This window comes from Citrobacter sp. Cpo032, assembly GCF_030332975.1.
GTDB classification, from domain to species: domain Bacteria; phylum Pseudomonadota; class Gammaproteobacteria; order Enterobacterales; family Enterobacteriaceae; genus Citrobacter; species Citrobacter portucalensis.
This window is the reverse complement of the sequence record NZ_JAOWGU010000034.1, coordinates 158,051-179,199: the sequence shown is the minus strand read 5'-3', so window position 1 is coordinate 179,199 and position 21,149 is coordinate 158,051. Positions and strand designations below refer to the sequence as shown.

General features: G+C 53.3%; 18 protein-coding genes and 1 other annotated feature. Of the genes, 7 read left to right on the top strand and 11 right to left on the bottom strand.

What is annotated here, in order from left to right; all coding sequences use genetic code 11:
* Window positions 1–17: 17 nt before the first annotated feature.
* Both fsr and ybaL read left to right on the top strand, forming a co-directional pair.
* Window positions 18–1,238, top strand: coding sequence for a fosmidomycin MFS transporter (gene fsr, locus OGY33_RS02890; RefSeq protein ID WP_003021788.1), 1,221 nt, complete (start codon window positions 18–20; stop codon window positions 1,236–1,238).
* Window positions 1,239–1,463: 225 nt separating this feature from the next.
* Window positions 1,464–3,143, top strand: a complete 1,680-nt coding sequence (ybaL, locus tag OGY33_RS02885) for a YbaL family putative K(+) efflux transporter (protein WP_048214776.1) — start codon at window positions 1,464–1,466, stop codon at window positions 3,141–3,143.
* 45 nt (window positions 3,144–3,188) lie between these two features.
* Here the strand turns inward: ybaL and gsk are convergent, their stop codons facing one another.
* On the bottom strand, window positions 3,189–4,493 hold the full coding sequence (gene gsk / locus OGY33_RS02880; protein WP_003021781.1) for an inosine/guanosine kinase: 1,305 nt from the start codon (window positions 4,491–4,493) through the stop codon (window positions 3,189–3,191).
* A 152-nt stretch (window positions 4,494–4,645) separates the two neighbouring features.
* On the opposite strand from gsk, the gene aes reads away from it, so the two are divergent.
* On the top strand, window positions 4,646–5,605 hold the full coding sequence (gene aes, locus OGY33_RS02875) for an acetyl esterase (protein WP_191238796.1): 960 nt from the start codon (window positions 4,646–4,648) through the stop codon (window positions 5,603–5,605).
* On the opposite strand, the gene hemH is transcribed toward aes, so the two are convergent.
* From hemH to OGY33_RS02835, 8 genes are all read right to left on the bottom strand, one after another.
* Window positions 5,602–6,564: a ferrochelatase gene (gene hemH, locus OGY33_RS02870; RefSeq protein WP_003831052.1), complete on the bottom strand. Its 963-nt coding sequence runs from the start codon at window positions 6,562–6,564 to the stop codon at window positions 5,602–5,604. The genes aes and hemH overlap by 4 nt on opposite strands.
* Before the next feature lie 163 nt (window positions 6,565–6,727).
* Window positions 6,728–7,372 carry an adenylate kinase gene (gene adk, locus OGY33_RS02865; RefSeq protein ID WP_003021773.1) on the bottom strand — a complete coding sequence of 215 codons (645 nt, stop codon included), beginning with the start codon at window positions 7,370–7,372 and terminating at the stop codon, window positions 6,728–6,730.
* Window positions 7,373–7,603: 231 nt separating this feature from the next.
* Entirely contained in the window at window positions 7,604–9,478 is a 1,875-nt protein-coding gene (gene htpG, locus OGY33_RS02860) for a molecular chaperone HtpG (protein ID WP_032942554.1), read from the bottom strand.
* A gap of 110 nt (window positions 9,479–9,588) precedes the next feature.
* Window positions 9,589–10,194: a recombination mediator RecR gene (gene recR, locus OGY33_RS02855; RefSeq protein ID WP_003021767.1), complete on the bottom strand. Its 606-nt coding sequence runs from the start codon at window positions 10,192–10,194 to the stop codon at window positions 9,589–9,591.
* Window positions 10,194–10,523: a YbaB/EbfC family nucleoid-associated protein gene (locus OGY33_RS02850; RefSeq protein ID WP_003021764.1), complete on the bottom strand. Its 330-nt coding sequence runs from the start codon at window positions 10,521–10,523 to the stop codon at window positions 10,194–10,196. The genes recR and OGY33_RS02850 overlap by 1 nt, the downstream gene beginning before the upstream one ends.
* A 57-nt stretch (window positions 10,524–10,580) precedes the next feature.
* The gene (gene dnaX / locus OGY33_RS02845; protein ID WP_003831049.1) at window positions 10,581–12,509 is read right to left on the bottom strand and encodes a DNA polymerase III subunit gamma/tau; all 1,929 of its coding nucleotides are present in this window, start codon (window positions 12,507–12,509) and stop codon (window positions 10,581–10,583) included.
* Window positions 11,184–11,248, bottom strand: a sequence feature (DnaX frameshifting element). (Overlaps the previous gene by 65 nt.)
* 210 nt (window positions 12,510–12,719) lie before the next feature.
* On the bottom strand, window positions 12,720–13,271 hold the full coding sequence (gene apt / locus OGY33_RS02840; protein ID WP_003021759.1) for an adenine phosphoribosyltransferase: 552 nt from the start codon (window positions 13,269–13,271) through the stop codon (window positions 12,720–12,722).
* Window positions 13,272–13,464: 193 nt separating this feature from the next.
* Entirely contained in the window at window positions 13,465–13,842 is a 378-nt protein-coding gene (locus OGY33_RS02835) for a DUF454 family protein (RefSeq protein ID WP_103015034.1), read from the bottom strand.
* A 69-nt stretch (window positions 13,843–13,911) separates the two neighbouring features.
* On the opposite strand from OGY33_RS02835, the gene priC reads away from it, so the two are divergent.
* From priC to OGY33_RS02820, 3 genes are all read left to right on the top strand, one after another.
* Window positions 13,912–14,439 (top strand): primosomal replication protein N'', encoded by a 528-nt coding sequence (gene priC, locus OGY33_RS02830; protein ID WP_182315468.1) that lies wholly within the window; start codon window positions 13,912–13,914, stop codon window positions 14,437–14,439.
* Window positions 14,440–14,453: 14 nt separating this feature from the next.
* Window positions 14,454–14,621 (top strand): pleiotropic regulatory protein RsmS, encoded by a 168-nt coding sequence (gene rsmS / locus OGY33_RS02825; protein ID WP_065772037.1) that lies wholly within the window; start codon window positions 14,454–14,456, stop codon window positions 14,619–14,621.
* Between the two features lie 69 nt (window positions 14,622–14,690).
* Entirely contained in the window at window positions 14,691–15,614 is a 924-nt protein-coding gene (locus OGY33_RS02820) for an Rpn family recombination-promoting nuclease/putative transposase (RefSeq protein WP_191238797.1), read from the top strand.
* A gap of 39 nt (window positions 15,615–15,653) precedes the next feature.
* Here the strand turns inward: OGY33_RS02820 and mscK are convergent, their stop codons facing one another.
* Together mscK and acrR are read right to left on the bottom strand one after the other, a co-directional pair.
* Window positions 15,654–19,019 carry a mechanosensitive channel MscK gene (gene mscK, locus OGY33_RS02815; RefSeq protein ID WP_191238798.1) on the bottom strand — a complete coding sequence of 1,122 codons (3,366 nt, stop codon included), beginning with the start codon at window positions 19,017–19,019 and terminating at the stop codon, window positions 15,654–15,656.
* Window positions 19,020–19,147: 128 nt separating this feature from the next.
* Window positions 19,148–19,798 (bottom strand): multidrug efflux transporter transcriptional repressor AcrR, encoded by a 651-nt coding sequence (acrR, locus tag OGY33_RS02810; RefSeq protein ID WP_003831045.1) that lies wholly within the window; start codon window positions 19,796–19,798, stop codon window positions 19,148–19,150.
* A gap of 141 nt (window positions 19,799–19,939) precedes the next feature.
* On the opposite strand from acrR, the gene acrA reads away from it, so the two are divergent.
* Entirely contained in the window at window positions 19,940–21,133 is a 1,194-nt protein-coding gene (gene acrA / locus OGY33_RS02805; protein ID WP_003831044.1) for a multidrug efflux RND transporter periplasmic adaptor subunit AcrA, read from the top strand.
* The last annotated feature ends 16 nt before the right edge of the window (window positions 21,134–21,149 follow it).

Below are 21,149 nucleotides of genomic sequence, written 5' to 3'. Positions count from 1 at the left end.
AACAGAAGTGACTTTCTATGGCAATAAGTGAACCAACCCAGCCTGTGGCTGGCGCGTCAGCGTCGGTTGCTAAAGCACGCACCTCATTTGGCATTTTAGGAGCGATCAGCCTCTCCCATCTGCTAAACGATATGATTCAGTCGCTGATCCTGGCGATTTATCCGCTATTGCAGTCAGAGTTCTCGCTAACGTTTATGCAGATCGGGATGATCACCCTAACCTTCCAGCTTGCTTCCTCGCTGCTGCAACCGGTGGTGGGTTACTGGACGGACAAATACCCGATGCCGTGGTCGCTGCCCATTGGGATGTGCTTCACGCTGAGCGGACTTGTTTTGCTGGCCATGGCCGGCAGCTTCCATATGGTGCTGCTCGCCGCGGCGCTGGTTGGCACCGGCTCTTCGGTATTTCATCCGGAATCGTCCCGCGTTGCGCGCATGGCCTCCGGCGGTCGTCACGGCCTGGCGCAGTCAATTTTCCAGGTTGGCGGCAACTTCGGCAGCTCTCTGGGGCCCTTGCTGGCAGCTGTCATCATCGCGCCATATGGTAAGGGTAATGTGGCCTGGTTTGTTCTGGCTGCGTTATTAGCGATTGTCGTCCTGGCACAAATCAGCCGTTGGTATGCCGCGCAGCATCGGATGAGTAAAGGAAAACCGAAAGTCGCCATCGTAAATCCGTTACCGCGCAATAAAGTGGTGCTGGCGGTAAGCATCCTGCTGGTGCTGATTTTCTCCAAATACTTCTATATGGCGAGCATCAGCAGCTATTACACCTTTTATCTGATGCAAAAATTCGGATTATCGGTACAAAACGCCCAGTTTCATCTGTTTGCCTTCCTGTTTGCCGTCGCGGCCGGGACGGTGATTGGCGGACCATTAGGCGATAAAATTGGCAGAAAATATGTTATTTGGGGCTCTATCCTCGGCGTTGCGCCATTTACCCTCGTTTTACCCTACGCAACTCTGGAATGGACCGGGATTTTAACCGTGATCATTGGTTTTATCCTCGCATCGGCGTTTTCTGCTATTTTGGTCTACGCGCAGGAGCTGCTTCCTGGGCGTATCGGCATGGTTTCTGGGCTATTTTTCGGGTTTGCCTTCGGCATGGGCGGCTTGGGAGCCGCGGTGCTAGGGCTAATAGCCGACCATACCAGCATCGATTTGGTCTACAAAATATGTGCTTTCCTGCCACTTCTGGGGATACTGACCATATTCTTACCTGATAACCGACACAAAGCCTGATTTTCTGACGGCCAAAAGTAAATTTTGGCCGTCATTACTTGCAGTAGCCATCAGCCTTTACCTCTCACATATCACCGTACTTTTCCGATCCGTGCTTTTTTACGCTTAAAATCCCGTTTTCTTCAAAATTCAATAATTATTCATAAACATAAACATTAAAATTGTCATAAACTATTACTCGTAGTTTGGGTTTTCAGGATCATCACAGCAACCAAAGGAGACGGAATGCATCACGCCACCCCGCTTATCACCACCATTGTCGGCGGCCTTGTGCTCGCTTTTATATTAGGCATGATTGCCAATAAACTGCGTATTTCTCCTCTGGTGGGATATCTGTTAGCGGGCGTTCTGGCCGGTCCATTTACACCTGGTTTTGTTGCTGATACTAAGCTCGCGCCTGAGCTGGCCGAGCTTGGCGTTATTCTGCTGATGTTTGGCGTGGGGCTGCACTTTTCGTTGAAGGATTTGATGGCGGTAAAGTCTATCGCCATTCCCGGCGCGATTGCCCAGATAGCGGTGGCAACGCTGCTGGGTATGGCGCTTTCCGCCATATTGGGCTGGTCACTGATGGTGGGTATCGTGTTTGGTCTGTGTCTTTCAACCGCCAGTACCGTGGTGCTACTGCGTGCGCTTGAAGAACGACAGCTCATTGACAGCCAGCGCGGGCAAATCGCCATTGGCTGGTTGATTGTCGAAGATCTGATGATGGTGCTGACGCTGGTTCTCCTGCCAGCCGTCGCCGGGATGCTGGAAAAAGAAGACGTCGGCTTTGCCTCGCTGGCCGTCGATATGGGTATTACCATCGGTAAGGTGGTGGCGTTTATCGCGATCATGATGCTGGTGGGTCGTCGCCTGGTACCGTGGATTATGGCCCGCAGCGCCGCAACCGGTTCACGCGAACTGTTTACCCTCTCAGTCCTCGCCCTCGCCTTAGGTATCGCCTTTGGCGCAGTAGAGCTGTTCGATGTCTCCTTTGCGCTGGGCGCGTTCTTCGCCGGTATGGTGCTAAATGAATCTGAACTAAGCCACCGTGCGGCGCATGATACTCTGCCGCTGCGCGATGCGTTCGCCGTGCTGTTCTTCGTTTCCGTCGGGATGCTGTTCGATCCGTTAGTTCTGATCCAGCAGCCGTTGGCGGTACTGGGCACGCTGGCGATTATCATCTTTGGTAAATCCCTTGCCGCCTATTTCCTGGTGCGCCTGTTTGGTCACTCCCAACGCACAGCGCTCACCATTGCCACTAGCCTGGCGCAGATTGGTGAATTTGCCTTTATCCTGGCGGGTCTGGGAATGGCGTTGAACCTGTTGCCGCAGGCCGGACAGAATCTGGTGCTGGCCGGGGCAATCCTGTCCATCATGCTCAACCCGGTGCTGTTTGCGGTGTTAGAAAAATACCTCGCCAAAACAGAAACGCTGGAGGAGCAGACGCTGGAAGAGGCCATCGAAGAAGAGAAGCAAATTCCGGTGGATATCTGCAATCATGCCTTGCTGGTTGGCTTTGGTCGCGTCGGCAGCCTGCTGGGTGAGAAATTGATGGCTGCGGGGATCCCGCTGGTGGTGATCGAAACCTCACGTACCCGGGTGGATGAACTGCGCGAGCGTGGGATCCGCGCGGTACTGGGAAATGCCGCCAACGAAGAGATTATGAATCTGGCGCATCTGGATTGCGCGCGCTGGCTGCTGCTGACCATTCCCAATGGTTATGAAGCGGGTGAAATTGTCGCTTCTGCACGTGAGAAATGCCCGTCGATTGAGATTATCGCCCGCGCGCATTATGACGATGAGGTGGAATATATTACCGAACGCGGCGCCAACCAGGTCGTCATGGGTGAGCGTGAAATCGCCCGCACCATGCTGGAGCTGATTGAAACGCCGCCTGCAGGTGAAGTTGCTACGGCCAGTTAATGTCCGTGCCGGATAGCGTTATCGCTTATCCGGCCTATGCAAGATTTAACGGTCCCAGTACGACTCTTCGAGACTGTCTTCACGTTCCGGTAAACCGCGCGTCAGGCGCGGTGAATGCTGGTTCAGCACCTGATAACTCACGCGATTAGCATACTTACACACCTGGGCTAACGACGAATAGGTCAGCCAGGTGAACTTGTGCTTGCTGGAGTTAGGCACGTTACTGCGGTGATAGCTGTTGGCGGTAATATCATGCAGCAATGCCGCCAGCGCGCCGTCACCTGCGCCGTTGGTGTTCATGATCTTCTCAGGCCCGCCCATATACGGTGCGATGTGCGAATACACGCGCAGCGGATTGGTACAGTCTTTATGGCGCATGGCGCGGCTGAATTCGTACTGGTTAAATTCGGCAATAGCACCAGGGAGCAGCGGATGCTGGGTTTTACGTTTAACTTCTTCTTCCGTAAAGCCCGCCATATACAGACCCGCCGGACCCGCCGTGCACAGCACCAGATCCACCCAATCCAGCGCCTTATCAGACGCCAGCAGCGGGTCGTTCTCGCCGGTCAGCGCTTCAGCCTCTTCTTCATTCATCGCCAGAATAGAGACATGCTCTTTCAGGAATGCCTGCCACCACTGCGGGTTATCGGCAATGACGAATTTGGTGCCCAGGGTCAGAACCACCGGCACATTGTGCTTTTTGGCGTATTCAATCGCCTTCATGGTCGCTTCCGGCATCGGCTCACCCGGTTCGCAGCGCACCAGATAAGACGTCAGCACCAGCGCGGACGCTCCGGCAATCACTGATTCAGGGATGCTATCCGCTCGTAGCTTATTCATATGCCCAGGGCTGATTGCGAAGGTACGCTCACCTGACTCGCCAATCAGCGTAAAGCAGCGGCCAATCGGTCCGTTAACGCCTTGCAGGTAATTCAGGTCGGTACGGCTGGAGGTATTGCATAAATAGCGGTAAGCATAGCTGCCAATCTCGATATTGCTGCACATCACGCCCAGCAGCACCGAGCGGTCATCCGCCAGCACAGAGTAGTTGTGCATCGTGTTACCGATAGTACCGCCCGCAAACTGATGGGTGATCAAATTTTCACGCACCAGTTCCTGGTAGAGCGCTTCTGCGACATCATCGGCAATCACCAGAGAATGCCCGGCGCTTAATCCATAACGTTTTACAAAGTCATCATCCACTTTGGCTTCAATATCCACCAGCGTCTGGTCGATACCTACCACCCAGGCTGCGCTGGTTTCATTTTCTGGCTGAATTTGTTGCAGCAACGGATCGCGCGCGCTGACGGGAAAATAGTGTTTGGATTTGCGTTTACCGGGAAATTTCATGGTCGATTTTACGGGTGGTTAACTGAGCGATGCATGGTAGCACATTCCCTGCCACGCATGCGATGCGGCGCTAAGTTTCAATATCAGACGGTGAGATCGCAGTTTATACGGGATTAATTTCTACAATAACTCACCTTCACAAGGAGCGTTTTATGAAGCTGGAAAACAAGATCCCCGTACTCGACAGAATTTCGGATGAAATGAAAAGCGTGGTGAATTTTCATCGCGACGATCTGCCGCCGTGGCCCCCTGCAGATGACTTCGTGGCCCAGCGCCAACACTACATTCATGAACGGCAGCTGTGGAATGCCGATGCCCCAGAGATGAATACCCGCGAATGCGTTATTTCTACCGCATGCGGCCCCGTGGCCACACGTATTTACTCACCGCAGCCTCATAGCCTGGCAACGTTGTATTATCTGCACGGCGGCGGTTTTATTCTCGGTAATCTGGATACCCACGACCGTATTATGCGCTTGCTGGCACGCTATACGCAGTGCACGGTAATTGGTATCGACTATTCGCTTGCGCCAGAAGCCCGTTTCCCGCAAGCCATCGAAGAGATTGCCGCCGTCTGCCAGTATTTTCATCAGCACGCTGGCGACTATTCTCTTAATGTGAATCATATCGGTTTTGCGGGCGATTCCGCCGGAGCCATGCTGGCGCTTGCCAGTGCTCTGTGGCTGCGGGATAAACGCATTGTCTGCGGCAAGGTGGCTGGGGTGCTTTTGTGGTATGGGCTTTACGGCCTGCAGGATTCACTGAGCCGACGGCTGATGGGCGGAGCGTGGGATGGGTTAACCCGCGAGGACTTGCAGATATACGAAAACGCGTACCTGCGTAGCGCTGACGATCGCGAGTCACCGTATTATTGCCTGTTTAATAACGATCTGACGCGTGACGTGCCACCGTGTTTTATCGCTGGCGCTGAGTTTGATCCGCTGATTGACGATAGCCGCTTACTATTCCAGACGTTGCAGGCGCATCAGCAGCCCTGCCAGTACAAAATGTACCCTGGCACGCTACACGCCTTCCTGCACTATTCGCGAATGATGAAAACCGCCGACGATGCATTACGGGAAGGCGCTCGTTACTTCAGAGCCCAGCTTTAACGGTAAGCGTCGGTCAGTTTAACCATCATTTCGATATGTTCCGGTGCGGCATTAAGCGCCGGAATATACTCATATTGCTTACCGCCAGCTTCGAGGAAAATCTCCCGGTTTTGTACCGCTATCTCTTCCAGCGTTTCGAGGCAATCTGCCGAGAAGCCCGGACACATAACCTGGATATGTTGTGTCCCTTTCTCCGCCAGCATTTTTAACGTTTCGTCGGTATACGGCGTCAGCCACGGTTCGCGACCAAAGCGAGACTGGAAGGTCATCATTACTTTTTCTGGCGGCAGGCCAAGCGCTGAAACCAGCTCTCGGGTGGTATCGCGACAGCGCTGCGGGTAGTCATCGCCTTCATCGGCGTAACGCTGCGGAATGCCGTGATAGGAGAGCAGCAGCAAATCAGGTTCACCGTGTTGAGCAAATGAATCCCGGGCACTCTTCGCCAGCGCATCGATGTAGCTGCTGTCATCGGCGTAATCACGAATAAATGAAACGCCAGGAATACCGCGTTTACGCGCTAAGATTCGCGCCAGCTCGTCCCAGACTGCCGCCACCGTCGAACAGGAATATTGCGGGTACAGCGGTAACACCACCATGTGTTCAACCCCGCTTGCCAACAGCTCATCGACCGCGCTTTCAAGCGACGGCGAACCGTAGCTCATTCCCAGCGCAACAGGGGTATTTGGTAGGCGTTCTGCCAGCGCACGCTGTTGTGCCTTGCTATAAACCATCAGCGGGGAACCGTCTTCCATCCAGATTGACTGGTACAGCTTGGCTACGCGTGGCGCACGCAACGGTAAAATCACCCCGCGCAGAAGCGGCCACCACAGTGCAGGTGACGTATCAACTACGCGTGGATCGCTTAAAAACTGGCGCAGGTAGCGCTTAACGGCTTCGGGGGTTGGGGCATCGGGAGTGCCGAGGTTTGCCAGCAGGATACCGGTTTTCGTCTGACGCATTACCGCCTCTTATCGATTCAAATTGTTGATAATTGTAGCGGAAAAGCGATAAAGAAGAACTAATTGCTGTGAGAGGTAAGACGAGAATTTGCCTGATGGCGCTACGCTTATCAGGCCTACGCGATAATGGCAGGCCTGATAAGAGGTTTAATACGCGAAAAAATTAGCCGAGGATTTTTTCCAGCGCTGCGCGCACGTCAGCAACGGCCTGAGTGCCATCAACTTTCGCGTATTTGGTGTTACCCGCCTGCGCTTCTTTAGAGTAGTAGCCGATCAGCGGAGCGGTCATCTGATGGTATTCCACCAGGCGCTTACGTACAGTTTCTTCCTGATCGTCTTTACGGGTGGTCAGCTCTTCGCCGGTCACGTCGTCTTTACCTTCAACCTTAGGCGGGTTGAATTTGATGTGGTAAACGCGGCCAGAAGCAGCGTGTACGCGACGACCCACGATACGGTCAACGATCAGTTCGTCAGGAACATCGAACTCCAGAACGTAGTCCACGTTGATGCCCGCTTCTTTCATGGCGTCTGCCTGCGGAATAGTACGCGGGAAGCCATCCAGCAGGAAACCATTACGGCAGTCTTCCTGAGCAATACGCTCTTTTACCAGCGCGATCACCAGCTCATCAGTCACCAGCTTACCGGCGTCCATGATGTCTTTCGCTTGTTTGCCCAGCTCGGAGCCAGATTTCACGGCGGCACGCAGCATATCACCGGTGGAGATTTGCGGAATACCATACTTCTCCATGATGAACTGAGCCTGAGTTCCTTTACCCGCGCCCGGAGCGCCAAGCAGAATGATACGCATTACGAAAATCCCCTTAAAGGTTGTCGATATTTTTTAAAAAGCGCTAAACGATACCACCATCACGCAATTGGCTCAAGAAAGACGCCCGACGCTGAAACGGTTAACGGTGGGAAAATTAAAAATAAGGCGAGAAAATGCCGGATGGCGGTGGAAACACCGTATCCGGCATACTATTACGAGATGCTGTAGGCCGGATAAGCGTTAACGCCATCCGGCATTACATTACGGGTATCAGGACACCAGCAACTGGTTCATACGACGGATGAACTGGTTCGGGTCTTCCAGCGTGCCGCGCTCAGCAAACAGCGCCTGATCCAGCAGCAGTTCGACCCATTCTTTGAACTGCGCTTCGTCCTGGGTATCCGCCGTGCGTTTTACCAGCACGTGGTCCGGGTTCAGTTCAAAGATATATTTCACTTCCGGTACGGCCTGGCCCGCAGCGGCAAACAGTTTCGCCATCTGGGTACTCATTTCATCCGCATCGGTGGTGACGATGGCTGGCGTGTCGGTCAGACGGTGAGTCAGACGCACTTCTTTCACGCGGTCGCCCAGCAGGGTTTTCACGCGCTCAACGAACGGCGTCAGCGCTTTTTCCGCTTCTTTTGCCGATTCATCAACTTCATCCGCCAGCTTGTCGATGGACTCGTCAGCTTTGGCAACAGACTGGAATGCCTTACCGTCGAACTCGGTCAGGTAGTTCATCATCCACTCATCGATGCGGTCAGAAAGCAGCAGCACTTCGATGCCTTTCTTACGCAGCAGTTCCAGGTGCGGGCTGCTCTTCGCTGCCGCATAGCTGTCTGCGGTGATGTAGTAGATTTTCTCCTGCCCTTCTTTCATCCGCGACACGTAGTCTTCCAGCGACACGGTCTGTGCGGAGGAGTCAGTGTGCGTAGACGCGAAGCGCATCAGCTTAGCGATCGTTTCCTGGTTGGCGTGATCTTCCGCCGGGCCTTCTTTCAGTACCAGGCCGAACTGTTTCCAGAAGGTCTGGTATTTTTCCGCGTCGTCTTTCGCCAGTTTTTCCAGCATCTGCAGTACGCGTTTGGTCAACGCGCTGCGCAGGTTACGGGTGACGGTGCTGTCCTGCAGGATCTCACGGGAAACGTTCAGCGGCAGATCGTTGGAATCTATCAGACCGCGCACAAAGCGCAGGTAGTTCGGCATGAACTGCTCGGCGTCGTCCATAATAAACACACGCTGGACGTACAGTTTCAGACCATGCTTGTGATCGCGGTTCCACATATCCCACGGAGCCTGGGACGGGATGTACAGCAGGCTGGTGTACTCCTGCTTACCTTCCACACGGTTGTGGCTCCAGGTCAGCGGGTCAGTGAAGTCGTGGGCGATGTGCTTGTAGAACTCGTTGTATTCGTCGTCTTTGATTTCCGACTTGTTACGGGTCCACAGCGCCTGCGCTTTGTTGATCTTTTCCCAGGAAACCACGGTCTCGCCGTCTTTTTCTTCGGATTTTTCGATCTCTACCGGCAGCGCGATATGGTCGGAATATTTGCTGATGATGGAACGTACGCGCCAGTCATCAAGGAACTCATCTTCGCCTTCACGCAGATGCAGGGTGATTTCGGTGCCGCGATCGTCTTTGGTGATGTCAGCAACGGTGTACTCACCTTCACCCGCAGATTCCCAGAACACGCCGTTTTCCGGCTTATCGCCCGCAGCGCGGGTACGCACGGTGACTTTGTCCGCCACGATGAACGCAGAGTAGAAACCCACCCCGAACTGGCCGATCAACTGGCTGTCTTTCGCCTGATCGGATCCCATGGACTCGAGGAAAGATTTAGTACCGGATTTCGCAATGGTCCCCAGATGATCGATAACGTCATCACGGTTCATCCCCACGCCGTTATCGGCAATGGTCAACGTACGCTTATCTTTATCGAAGGAAACACGTACACGCAGCTCACCGTCGCCTTCATACAGGTCCGGGTTAGACAGGGCGCGGAAACGCAGCTTGTCTGCCGCATCCGAGGCGTTAGAGATAAGCTCACGCAGGAAGATTTCTTTATTGGAATACAGAGAATGGATCATCAGGTGCAGAAGTTGTTTTACTTCTGACTGAAAACCACGAGTTTCTTGTCCTTTCATGTAGATCTACCTCAACAATGCCATTTTCAATGGTAAAAACACGTTGAGGGTGAAATGGGGACAAGCGGGAAGGATTTCAAGCGGAAGCCGCCGTCGCGGCCTCCGTTTGTTCAGAATTTAATCTTGTGTCGCCCTGCCAGAGAGTGCGACAGCGTGGTGCCATCGACCATTTCCAGCTCGCCGCCTACCGGAACGCCATGGGCGATACGGCTGGCTTCAACGCCATATTGCATGCAAAGCTCAGCAATATAGTTGGCGGTCGCCTCTCCTTCGACCGTGGGATTGGTCGCCAGGATCAGTTCGTTGATTTGCTCAGACGCCAGTCGCTGTTCGAGACGATCCAGCCCGATATCATCAGGGCCAATACCGTCCAGCGGCGACAGGTGTCCCATCAGCACGAAGTAACGTCCGGAAAATTGCCCGGTTTGCTCAATGGCGTAGATGTCCGCCGGACTCTCCACCACACAAATCTGACCGTTTTCCTGGCGACGCGGGTTCGAGCAAATGTTGCAGACGTCTTGCTCTGTGAAGGTGCGGCAATCGGCACAATGGCCGATTTCCGACATTGCCTTCGTTAACGCCTGTGCCAGACGCATCCCGCCGCTGCGATCGCGCTGAAGTAGCGTGAACGCCATGCGCTGCGCCGACTTCGGGCCAACGCCCGGCAGACAGCGCAGTGCTTCCATAAGCTGAGTTAACAGCGGGCTGGTTTGCATCAGAACGGCATCTTAAAGCCAGGCGGCAGCTGCATTCCGGAGGAAACAGAGGCCATCTTCTCTTTCTGCGTCTCTTCAATGCGACGCGCCGCGTCGTTGAATGCCGCAGCAACCAGATCTTCCAGCATCTCTTTGTCGTCTTCCAACAGGCTTGGATCGATCTCCACGCGACGGCAGTTGTGCGCGCCGTTGATGGTCACTTTTACCAGACCCGCGCCAGATTCGCCGGTCACTTCCAGCTTGGCGACTTCTTCCTGCATCTGCTGCATTTTTTCTTGCATCTGCTGGGCCTGCTTCATCAGGTTACCCAGACCGCCTTTACCAAACATAGGCTTCTCTCTCAATCACGTTAAGGGATGACGACCGTCAAACCATTAGGCTCACGATCAAATGGGGCGAATACTCTCTTCGTCCAGCTCCGCATCGAAAAAACGACGCAGCGTCTGGATGTTATTATCCGCAATAATCGACTCACGCGCCTGCGCGAGCTTCTCTTCATAAATGGCCTGACGCCACTCCAGCGGCGTACGCACCGCTGGATTATCATCTTCAACGATGGTCAATTCAACCGTTGACCCCGTTAAGGAACTCAGTGCTTCAGCCAGTTTTTGCTGCGCGCCGCTGGAATTTAGGTGTCGCTGCGTGGAACGCAGGTGCAGGCAAACTACGTTGCCATTCTCTTCTTTCCAGGCATTAAGCGCCACCTGCTCCACCAGTTTAGGCAGCGAGAGCTGACTCACCTGGGCGGCCCACGGGTCGCGTTCAATGGCTTCAGCCGCAAGCTTTGCCGCCAGTTCCGGCGTTTTTTCATGCTCAAGCGCTTTTTTCAGCGCTTTCGGCGTGGCAACGACTTCTTTAACTTCTGCAACAGGATTGGTCGCTTTCCAGCGATACGCTTCTTTCTTCGCCGGTGCTTTTTCCAGCGCAGAGACCGCCGGACGCGCCTGAACACGTTCCGACACCGAAGCCAGTCTTTCCAGCGCAGCATTATTCACCGGCCGCGCGCGGGAAGCGGCTGCCGGTTCACTCTTTTTTGCTTTGGTTGCTCCCTGAGCGCGTTGCAACTGGCTACGCGCCGCCAACACCTGACTGGTGGCATCGGAGAGCGGCACATTCTGTTGCTGTTGTGCAGGCGCAGGCTGCTGCTGCACCTGCGTCGGGGTCATCACCGCAGTGGGTGCGACCGGGGCAAACGACTGTCGTGGAACTTCAGGTTCCGGGAGCGGCATGCGCGGATGAAAAGCCAGCGCACGCAGCAGCGTCATTTCGACGCCCATTCGCCTGTCCGGCGCATACGGCAGTTCTTTGCGGCCGATTAACAAAGTTTGGTAGTAAAGCTGCACATCGGTTGGCGGAACGATTCGCGCCAGTTCACGCATACGCTGTTCAATGGCGGCCATATCGCTGCCGAGCGCGGCAGGCGAAAGCTGAACCATGGCAATACGATGCAGCAAAGCCGACATCTCAACCAGCAGCGCTTCCCATTCGATACCGCGCGCGGCGGCGTCGTTTACCAGCGCCATAACGCGTTCGCCGTCCGCAGCCACAACCGCTTCAACGAGCGAGAGCGCCTGGTCGTCGTCCAGCGTGCCGAGCATGGTGCTGACCGCCTCGGTCGAGACCTGACCATCGCCGCTGGCGATCGCCTGATCGGTCAGGCTCAGCGCATCACGCAGGCTGCCGTCCGCGGCGCGAGCCAGCAGTTGCAGTGCACGTGGTTCATGGGCGATATGCTCTTCTTTGAGGATATGCTCAAGCTGATGGCGAATCTGTTCGACATCCAACGCTTTAAGATGGAATTGCAGACAGCGCGACAGGATAGTCACCGGCAGCTTCTGCGGATCGGTAGTCGCCAGCAGGAACTTAACGTGCGCGGGCGGCTCTTCGAGCGTTTTCAGCAAGGCATTAAAACTGTGGCGCGACAGCATATGCACTTCGTCGATCAAGTAGACCTTAAAGCGACCGCGCGCAGGCGCATACTGGACGTTATCCAGCAGGTCACGGGTGTCTTCGACTTTGGTGCGTGAGGCGGCGTCGATTTCAATCAGATCGACAAAACGCCCCTGCTCGATTTCCCGGCAGTTATCGCACACGCCGCACGGCGTGGCGGTGATGCCGGTTTCACAGTTTAATCCCTTCGCCAGCAAACGGGCGATAGAGGTTTTCCCGACGCCACGGGTGCCGGAAAACAAATAAGCATGATGAATACGCCCTAGCGACAAGCCGTTCGCCAGTGCCGTCAGCACATGTTCCTGGCCGACGACGTCAGCAAAGGTTTGTGGGCGCCATTTTCGGGCTAAGACCTGATAACTCATTGGCAGGCTCTGAAAGGCTGGAGGGTGGATTCACAGGGGGATAATGCTAACACAACCTCGCAGCGACGGCGAGGTTGACACGTTATATTCGGGCGTTATCGTTGCAGTCAGTTTGGTTTCGGGCAGCGCACAGAAACCGGAGCGTACACGCAGTACGTGAGGATTTCGAGCACTGACCGGGGCCAAAATGGCAAAAAAGATAGCCCTAAATTAGTGGCCCGGGAATGGAACCAGGCTATAACAGGTAAGCCCCTGTTTTTCCAGACGCTGTTCGCCGCCCAGATCAAACAGGTTAATGATAAAAGCAGCATCGGTAACTTCACCACCCAGACGGCGGATCAGCTTCACGGTCGCTTCAATCGTGCCGCCAGTTGCCAGCAGGTCGTCCACAACCAGCACTTTATCGCCAGGTTTGATGGCATCAACGTGGATTTCCAGCTGATCGGTGCCGTATTCCAGCTCATAGGTCTCAGCAATAACTTCACGCGGAAGCTTACGGGGTTTGCGTACCGGAACAAAGCCGACGCCCAGCCCCAACGCTACCGGCGCGCCAAACAGGAAGCCACGCGCTTCGGTGCCAACCACTTTAGTGATACCCGCATTTTTGTAGCGTTCAACCAGCAATTCAATGCTGAGGGCGTAGGCTTTCGGGTCTTCCAGTAAACTGGTGACATCACGAAAGAGAATGCCCGGTTTTGGGTAGTCGTGGATGCTTTTGATGCTATTTTTGAGAAACTCAAGCTGCTGTGCTGTCGCGGTCATAAGTTTGTGCCTGATTAATACAGTATTACTTCACGGCGCACTAAACACTTCATCCTCGACGTATCTTGAATGATTTTGTGTCTATATAAGAGCCAAGGTTACACTTGCTTAACCTTTGACCACCTGCGCCTGTGCTCGAAAACGGTCGAATTTACTGGCTGTGAGAGACAATTGCAACAGCGATTATTGCGCTTTACTGCTTTTGTTGTTTTTCATCAATCACCGGGATCCGCCACATAAAAATCAGTAAACAGGCGAGAATAACCAGCAGCAGGCCGCGCACCCACGTCATATTGACCAGCCACAGTGAAATGCCAAACGTCACCAGGATCAACAAAATAGCGCGCGGTTTTGCTCCCGGCGGCATCGCACGGTGTTTTTGCCAGTGGCGCAAATACCCGCCGAACCACGAACGGTAAAGCAACCAGTCGTGAAAACGCGGCGATGAGCGGGCAAAACACCAGGCGGCCAGCAGTATAAACGGCGTCGTCGGCAACAGAGGCAATACAACGCCCAGCGTACCTAGCACTACCGCTATCCAGCCAATGATGATTAGAATAATGCGTTGCATAATATGAGTACTTAACACAGAGAATCGCTACTTTAGCATAACGGTTCTCATTTTCATCGGAGTGTTGTTGTGAAAACCGCCATGCTGTTACAGATGCTCGAAAACCAGCTTAACCGCTTGCGACAACATTGCGCCCCGCTGGCGCACCACACAACGCTTAGCGCCCGCTTTGACAGGCATCTGTTTCACACGCGCAGCACGTTGCTGCAGGCCTGCCTGGAAGAAGCTGACGATAATCTTACTGCCCTGCGCCGCGCCGTTGAGCAGCAGCAACTCCCACAAATCACCTGGCTTGCGGAACACCTTGCCTCACAGTTAGAGGCGATTTCACGTGAAACCGCCAGTTGGTCCCTTCGAGAGTGGGACAGCGCTTCTCCAGGTCTGGCGCGCTGGCAGCGCAAGCGGGTCCAACATCAGGAATTTGAACGCCGTCTGGTTGAAATGACGCGTGAACGCAAAGAGCGTCTGGCTCAGGCTACCGGCTTTGAAGAACAGCAAAAACTGCATCGTGAAGTAGAAGCATTCGAGGCGCGGCTGGCGCGCTGTCGCCATGCTCTGGCAAGAATAGAAAACGTGCTGGCGCGTTTAACCCGCTAATCCCCGGAGAATTTATGTCATTAGAGAACGCCCCGGACGAGGTCAAACTGGCCGTCGATTTGATTGTTTTACTTGAGGAAAATCAGCTACCAGCACGAACGGTGCTACGCGCGCTGGAGATCGTCATGCGTGATTATGAAAACAAACTTAAAACTGCGGAAGGCACCTCGCAAACTGATTAATTGCCCTCTGGTCTGCCATTGGCTTCGGTGTCAGAGTCGTCGCAACATCACGACGATAACGGACAGATCATGGAACGACTCCCCACCACACCCCACGACGCGGTCTTTCGGCAAATGCTGACGCAAAAGGAGGTTGCCCGAGATTTTTTGCAGATCCATTTGCCTGAAGCATTTCTCAATATATGCGATATGGATACATTAACGCTGGAATCAGGCAGCTTTATTGAGGACGATTTACATACCAGCTATTCAGATATCCTCTATTCCCTGCAAACAACACATGGATCCAGCTACGTTTACGCACTGATTGAACATCAGAGTAAGCCCGATAAATTCATGGCCTTTCGCCTGATGCGCTACGCAATTGCCGCCATGCAACACCATCTTAACGCCGGGCATAAGACATTACCTCTGGTCGTTCCTATCCTGTTTTACCATGGTATGGAAAGTCCGTGGCCTTATACCCTTAACTGGCATCACCTGTTTAGCGAACCAAAGCTTGCGAAAGCGCTTTACGGCAATGAATTTACACTGGTAGACCTGACCGTAATGCCAGATAATCAGATCTTGCAGCATCAACGGGTAGCGATGCTGGAACTCCTGCAAAAACATATTCGTCGACGGGATCTGAGTGAGCTATTGGATCAACTGGTCACACTCTTAACACAAGAGCATCTGACAGAATATCAAATCGACGTTTTGATTAATTACATGCTTAAAGCAGGAAATACCACGGAACCCGGCGTACTTGTCCGCCATCTGGCGCAGAGTGCGCCACAGTACAAGGAACAGCTGATGACGATTGCCGAATGGTTGGAAGAAAAAGGCAGAGTGGAAGGCATACAACAAGGGCTGGAAAAAGGGTTAGAAGAAGGTCGGCAGGTTGAAGCGCGTAATATCGCACAAAAAATGCTCGCCCGCGGCCTGGAACTGGAGCTAATTACGCACCTTACAGGCCTGACGCAGGAAGAACTGGTCGCGCTGGCGCACTAAATGCAATCAGGGCGACAAATATGCCGCCCTGATTGCAACTTAACCTACCGAAGGCGTCGGATCATCACCTTTAATGATGTCACGCTTAACCTCGGTCACGGTATCACCTTTCGCGTTATGCAGGTGCACTTCGAGTTGGTTAAAGGCGATATCAATGTCGTTTTCACGGCATAAACGATCGACCGCACGGTTCAGTTCATCAACCGTGTGGCTACGATCGCGCAGTTCACGCACGTATAAACGCAGTTCATGATCCAGCGTGCTGGCACCGAAGGCGGTAAAGAACACCGCAGGCTCTGGATCGTGCATCACTTTCGGGTGTTCCATCGCCGCCTGCAGCAGCACTTTCTTCACTTTATCCAGATCCGAACCGTAGGCCACGCCGATGCGGATCACCAGACGCGTGGTGGTATCGGAAAGCGACCAGTTGATCAAACGCTCCGTCACAAATGCTTTGTTCGGGATGATCACCTCTTTGCGATCGAAGTCGGTAATAGTGGTGGCACGGATACGGATCTTGCTGACCGTTCCTGAGAACGTACCGATAGTCACGGTATCGCCGATGCGGACCGGGCGTTCAAACAGAATAATCAGACCCGAAACAAAGTTACCGAAGATTTCCTGCAAGCCAAAACCAAGACCAACCGACAGGGCTGCTGCCAGCCACTGTAGCTTATCCCATGAAACACCGAGCGATCCGAAGACCGTCATCGCGCCGATGGCGATGATCGCGTAGTTAAGGATCGTGGTGATCGCATACGAAGCGCCCTGACGCATCTTCAGTCGCGACAGCACCAGCACTTCCAGCAGGCCGGGTAAGTTACGGATCAGCGCCCACGCGACCATTGACGCAATAATCGCAAACAGTAGGCTGCCCATGGTGACGTCTTTCACCACCGCAGCTCCCGCTTCGGTGCCGTTGTAATGCCAGAGCGTAATGCTATCGAGGTAGCTGAATACAGTTATCAAATCAGACCAAATAGCCCAGAACATCACACCAAACAGGGCAACCATTACCAGCATGGTGATGCGCAGCGTTTGCTGGTTCACCTGCTCAAGCGCAATGGTCGGTTCTTCCTGCGGCTCGGCTCCTTCCGCCCCTTCTTTCACCAGGTTCTGACGACGCGCTAAGGCACGGCGCCAGGCGATACGCCGTGCCGCCACGCTCAATCCACGCAGTACCGTCTGATACAGCAGGTTCCAGAGGATAACCAGATAGACCGTTTCAATCCAACGACCGGCCAGGCGCAACGTGGTGTAGAAATACCCTGTCGCCGTCAGCACCATTAATGCAATCGGGATAATTGAGAGGACAGTAATGGTAACCAGACGCAAGCCATGCGACTCTTTGTCGCGCCAGCTTTCACGACACATTGGCCATACCAGGAAGGCGATCAGCAGCAGGTTGAGGAAAATAACTACCTGACCCAGCACATCGTCCATCAAATTAAGCGGCGACAGCTCAGCAATGACCGACCAGAAGTTGAGCGGTAACAGCGCCAGGCTAATACGCACAATCTGGCGGCGCCAGTGGCTGGTCTGCTTCGCTGGCATACCAAAATGACGAATTGCCACGCCATCTTTTTCCAGCACCTTCCAGCACAGACCAAACACCAGCCAGAAGACTGTCATCTTCTTACTGAACGCCCACAGCAGGTCGCTGATATTCAACTGCATGGTAAGCAGAATCAGGCCCACGGCGAGGATAATCAGGCACGCCGGCAACGCTCGGATCAGATCGATCAGAATCGCTTTTGGCGTATTGAGCTGACTGTCATTACGTAGATTCCCTACTGCGGCGGCTAATTTCGCCTGATACTCTTTCAACCATTTCAAACGCCAGCGGATTAACCCGGCAATAAGCAGCAACGGTAGCCCCGCCAGGAACGCAATAAAGACGGCGGGCCAGGCTTTTTCCCAGTTCACCGTGATTTTCATCGACTTAAACTGGTCTTTTAGCGTTTGCGGGAAGGCTTTGATCCAGTCCCAGTCCATCGGACGGTTACTATTAACCCAGAAGATTTGCTGCGTGAGGATCCCTTTCAGGTTCTTCGACACGCTCATTAGCTGCTGTTGATTGATTTGCAGGTTAATCGCCATCATCAACTGGTTGCCCAGCTGCTTGTTCAGCTGATCCAACAGTTCACGGCGCATATCCACAACCTGCAGCAGGGCATCATGGACTTCACCATTCACTTCGTTGCTGTGCCCTTCTTCCAGTTTGGCGACAAACGCATCGTTCTGGAATAGCGCATCACGCTGCTGGTTAATCTCAAACTGTTCCAGACGCAAATCAGCGATCCGGTTAGTCATATCGGCAAGTTCATCCGCCGACGGCAGTGTTTGTTGTTGCTGATACAGAATACGCGACAGCAGCAGGCTGCCTTTCAGGACGGCGATCTGTTCTTTAATATTGCGTTCGGATTGCAGCGCGCGGTCAAGCCAGTTTTTGACTTTGATATTCTGCTGCATCAGGTTGTTGCCGTTTTCGGTCGCGGCAATCAGACGCTGGCTGAGCTGATGGTTAACGTCCAGTTCCTGCTTCACTAACGGGTTTGACTGAATACGTTCGGCTTCATCCGGCGTTACCGCTTCCTGAGCCGTCTTTTCGGTTAACGTTAGTCGTTTGCTGTTCACCGCTTCTTGCAGAAGCTGGAGCTGATGTTCAAGCCGGTTACTGTTAGCTGTTACGTAATCACGTTGTTTTTGCAAGGTATCCTGCAAAACAGTATTACCTTCGAGGCTCTTACGCTGTTGGTCGATCTGCGCATTCAGCAGCGCCTGCTGCGCCTGCAGCAACACCTGCTGGCTGGGGCGTAACGCCGCCTCTCCCACATTGGTGCCATCGAGTCGATTGCGGATTTGCTGCATTTGCTGCGACGCGGTGTACATCGCATTCTGCACACGCTCTGGCTGCGTTTGCAGCGACACCAATTGGCTGTTGTAGGCAGCAAGATCGTTTTGCGAGCTTTGCAGATCATCCAAAACCTGTGCCACGCGCGACTCAAGCTGTCGTAAGGAGAGTGTACTCAGCGTTTTTCGCGTTTCATCGTCGTTATCGACATCGCTGAGCGAATTTAACGCATCCGTCGCCTGACGCATTTTCTCCGGCGCCTGGGCAACTTTCTGACGAAGCTGTACGGTCTCATCTTTCACGCGATCGATTTTATCCAGCGTGGCGATGGTATCGAGGAGATCCTGTTGAACCAGCTTATCCTGCGCGGAGAGATCTTTTTGTTTACTCAGTGCATCCAGTTGGCTCTGAATATCCGCTTTCGTCGGCAGTTCACCACTCTGTTGCGCCCGCGCAAAAGCAGACGACTGGCAAGATAGCAAGAGAATGAAGAAAAGAATGGTAATAGCAATAAGATGCTGTGAACGTTTATAGAGCTGCAACATAGTCATGAGAGTGAACGTTTCTGAACCGGAAAAGTGACCGAAAATAGTCAAGCGGCAAGAATATCACGGCTGTGACCGGCAGAATAGCAGCAGGCAAAACGACCAGGAGAATTCCTGGTACAGGCCCAAAACATTTAGTGGATTTCCGCCACGCCAAGCCGCAGAGTTGGGCACATAAGGCACATCTCCAGCAGCACTGCGACGTATTCCCGAGCTTCTTTTTTCAGATCAAACGATTCGGGGGCAAATAACCAGTTTTCTATGATTCCGGTAATATAGCTGCGCAACAGGACCGCCACGCGACGGGTGTTCAGGTTTTCCGGCAGCATATTGGCATCCATACAGTGCCGCAATGTTTGTTCGATACGATCGTAATTTTCAATACAAAGATGGCGTTGAGCTAACTGAACAGAGGCCATTTCCCCGACAAATTCGCATTTGTGGAATATAATTTCCAGCAACAAACGTCGGCGTTCTTCTGTCACGGTAGCTTCAAGAACGTAAATTAAAATTTCTCTTAATACTGATAGTGGATCGTCGGGGAATTTTGCCTGATACTCAGTCTCTAACTCATCAATGTTAGGTTTTGCTAGCTCCCAGATTTCACTGAATAAATCCGACTTGTTTTTGAAATGCCAATAGATTGCGCCGCGCGTGACACCAGCGGCTTTTGCGATCTCCGCAAGCGAGGTGGATGATACCCCTTGTTGCGAAAACAAATGCAGAGCAACATCGAGAATATGCTGTCGTGTTTCCTGTGCTTGTTGTTTGGTTTTTCGTGCCATATGTCAGTGAATTTACAGGCGTTAGATTTACATACATTTGTGAATGTATGTACCATAGCACGACGATAATATAAACGCAGCAATGGGTTTATGGGCTTTAAGCCATTGATCAATTTGAAATCGGACACTCGAGGTTTACATATGAACAAAAACAGAGGGTTAACGCCTCTGGCAGTCGTTCTGATGCTCTCAGGCAGCTTAGCGCTAACAGGATGTGACGACAAACAGGCCCAACAAGGAGGCCAGCAGATGCCAGAGGTTGGAGTTGTTACGCTCAAAACTGAACCTCTACAGATAACAACTGAGCTTCCGGGTCGCACCAGTGCGTTTCGCATTGCAGAAGTTCGCCCTCAGGTTAGCGGTATTATCCTGAAGCGTAATTTCACCGAAGGTGGTGACATCGAAGCGGGTGTATCTCTCTATCAGATTGATCCTGCAACTTACCAGGCCGCTTATGAAAGCGCAAAAGGCGATCTGGCCAAAGCACAAGCCGCAGCAAATATCGCTCAACTGACGGTTAAACGTTATCAGAAACTGTTGGGTACCAAGTACATCAGTCAACAGGACTATGATAGCGCGCTGGCAGACGCACAGCAGGCAAACGCCGCCGTTGTCGCCGCGAAAGCCGCGGTAGAAACTGCACGCATCAATCTGGCCTATACCAAAGTGACGTCGCCGATCAGCGGCCGCATTGGTAAGTCATCCGTTACTGAAGGCGCTCTGGTGCAAAATGGTCAGGCGACCGCACTGGCGACCGTTCAGCAGCTTGACCCAATCTATGTGGACGTGACGCAGTCAAGTAACGACTTCCTGCGCCTGAAACAAGAGCTGGCCAACGGCACGCTGAAGCAAGAGAACGGCAAAGCGAAAGTCGAACTGGTAACCAATGACGGCATTAAATTCCCGCAGTCCGGTACGCTGGAGTTTTCTGATGTGACGGTTGATCAAACTACCGGGTCGATTACGTTACGCGCCATCTTCCCTAACCCGGATCACACCTTACTGCCGGGTATGTTCGTCCGCGCACGTCTGGAAGAAGGGATTAACCCAACGGCATTACTGGTTCCACAGCAAGGCGTTACCCGTACACCGCGTGGCGATGCCAGTGCATTGGTTATCGGTGCAGACAATAAAGTTGAAACTCGTCAAATTGTCGCCGCACAAGCGATTGGCGACAAATGGTTAGTCACTGATGGACTTAAGCCGGGCGACCGCGTGATTGTCACTGGGCTGCAGAAAGTACGTCCTGGCGCGCAGGTAAAAGCGCAGGAAATCACCGCTGATAACAACCAGCAAGGCCAAAGCGGTAGCCAGCCTGAACAGTCCAAGTCTTAACTTAAACAGGAGCCGT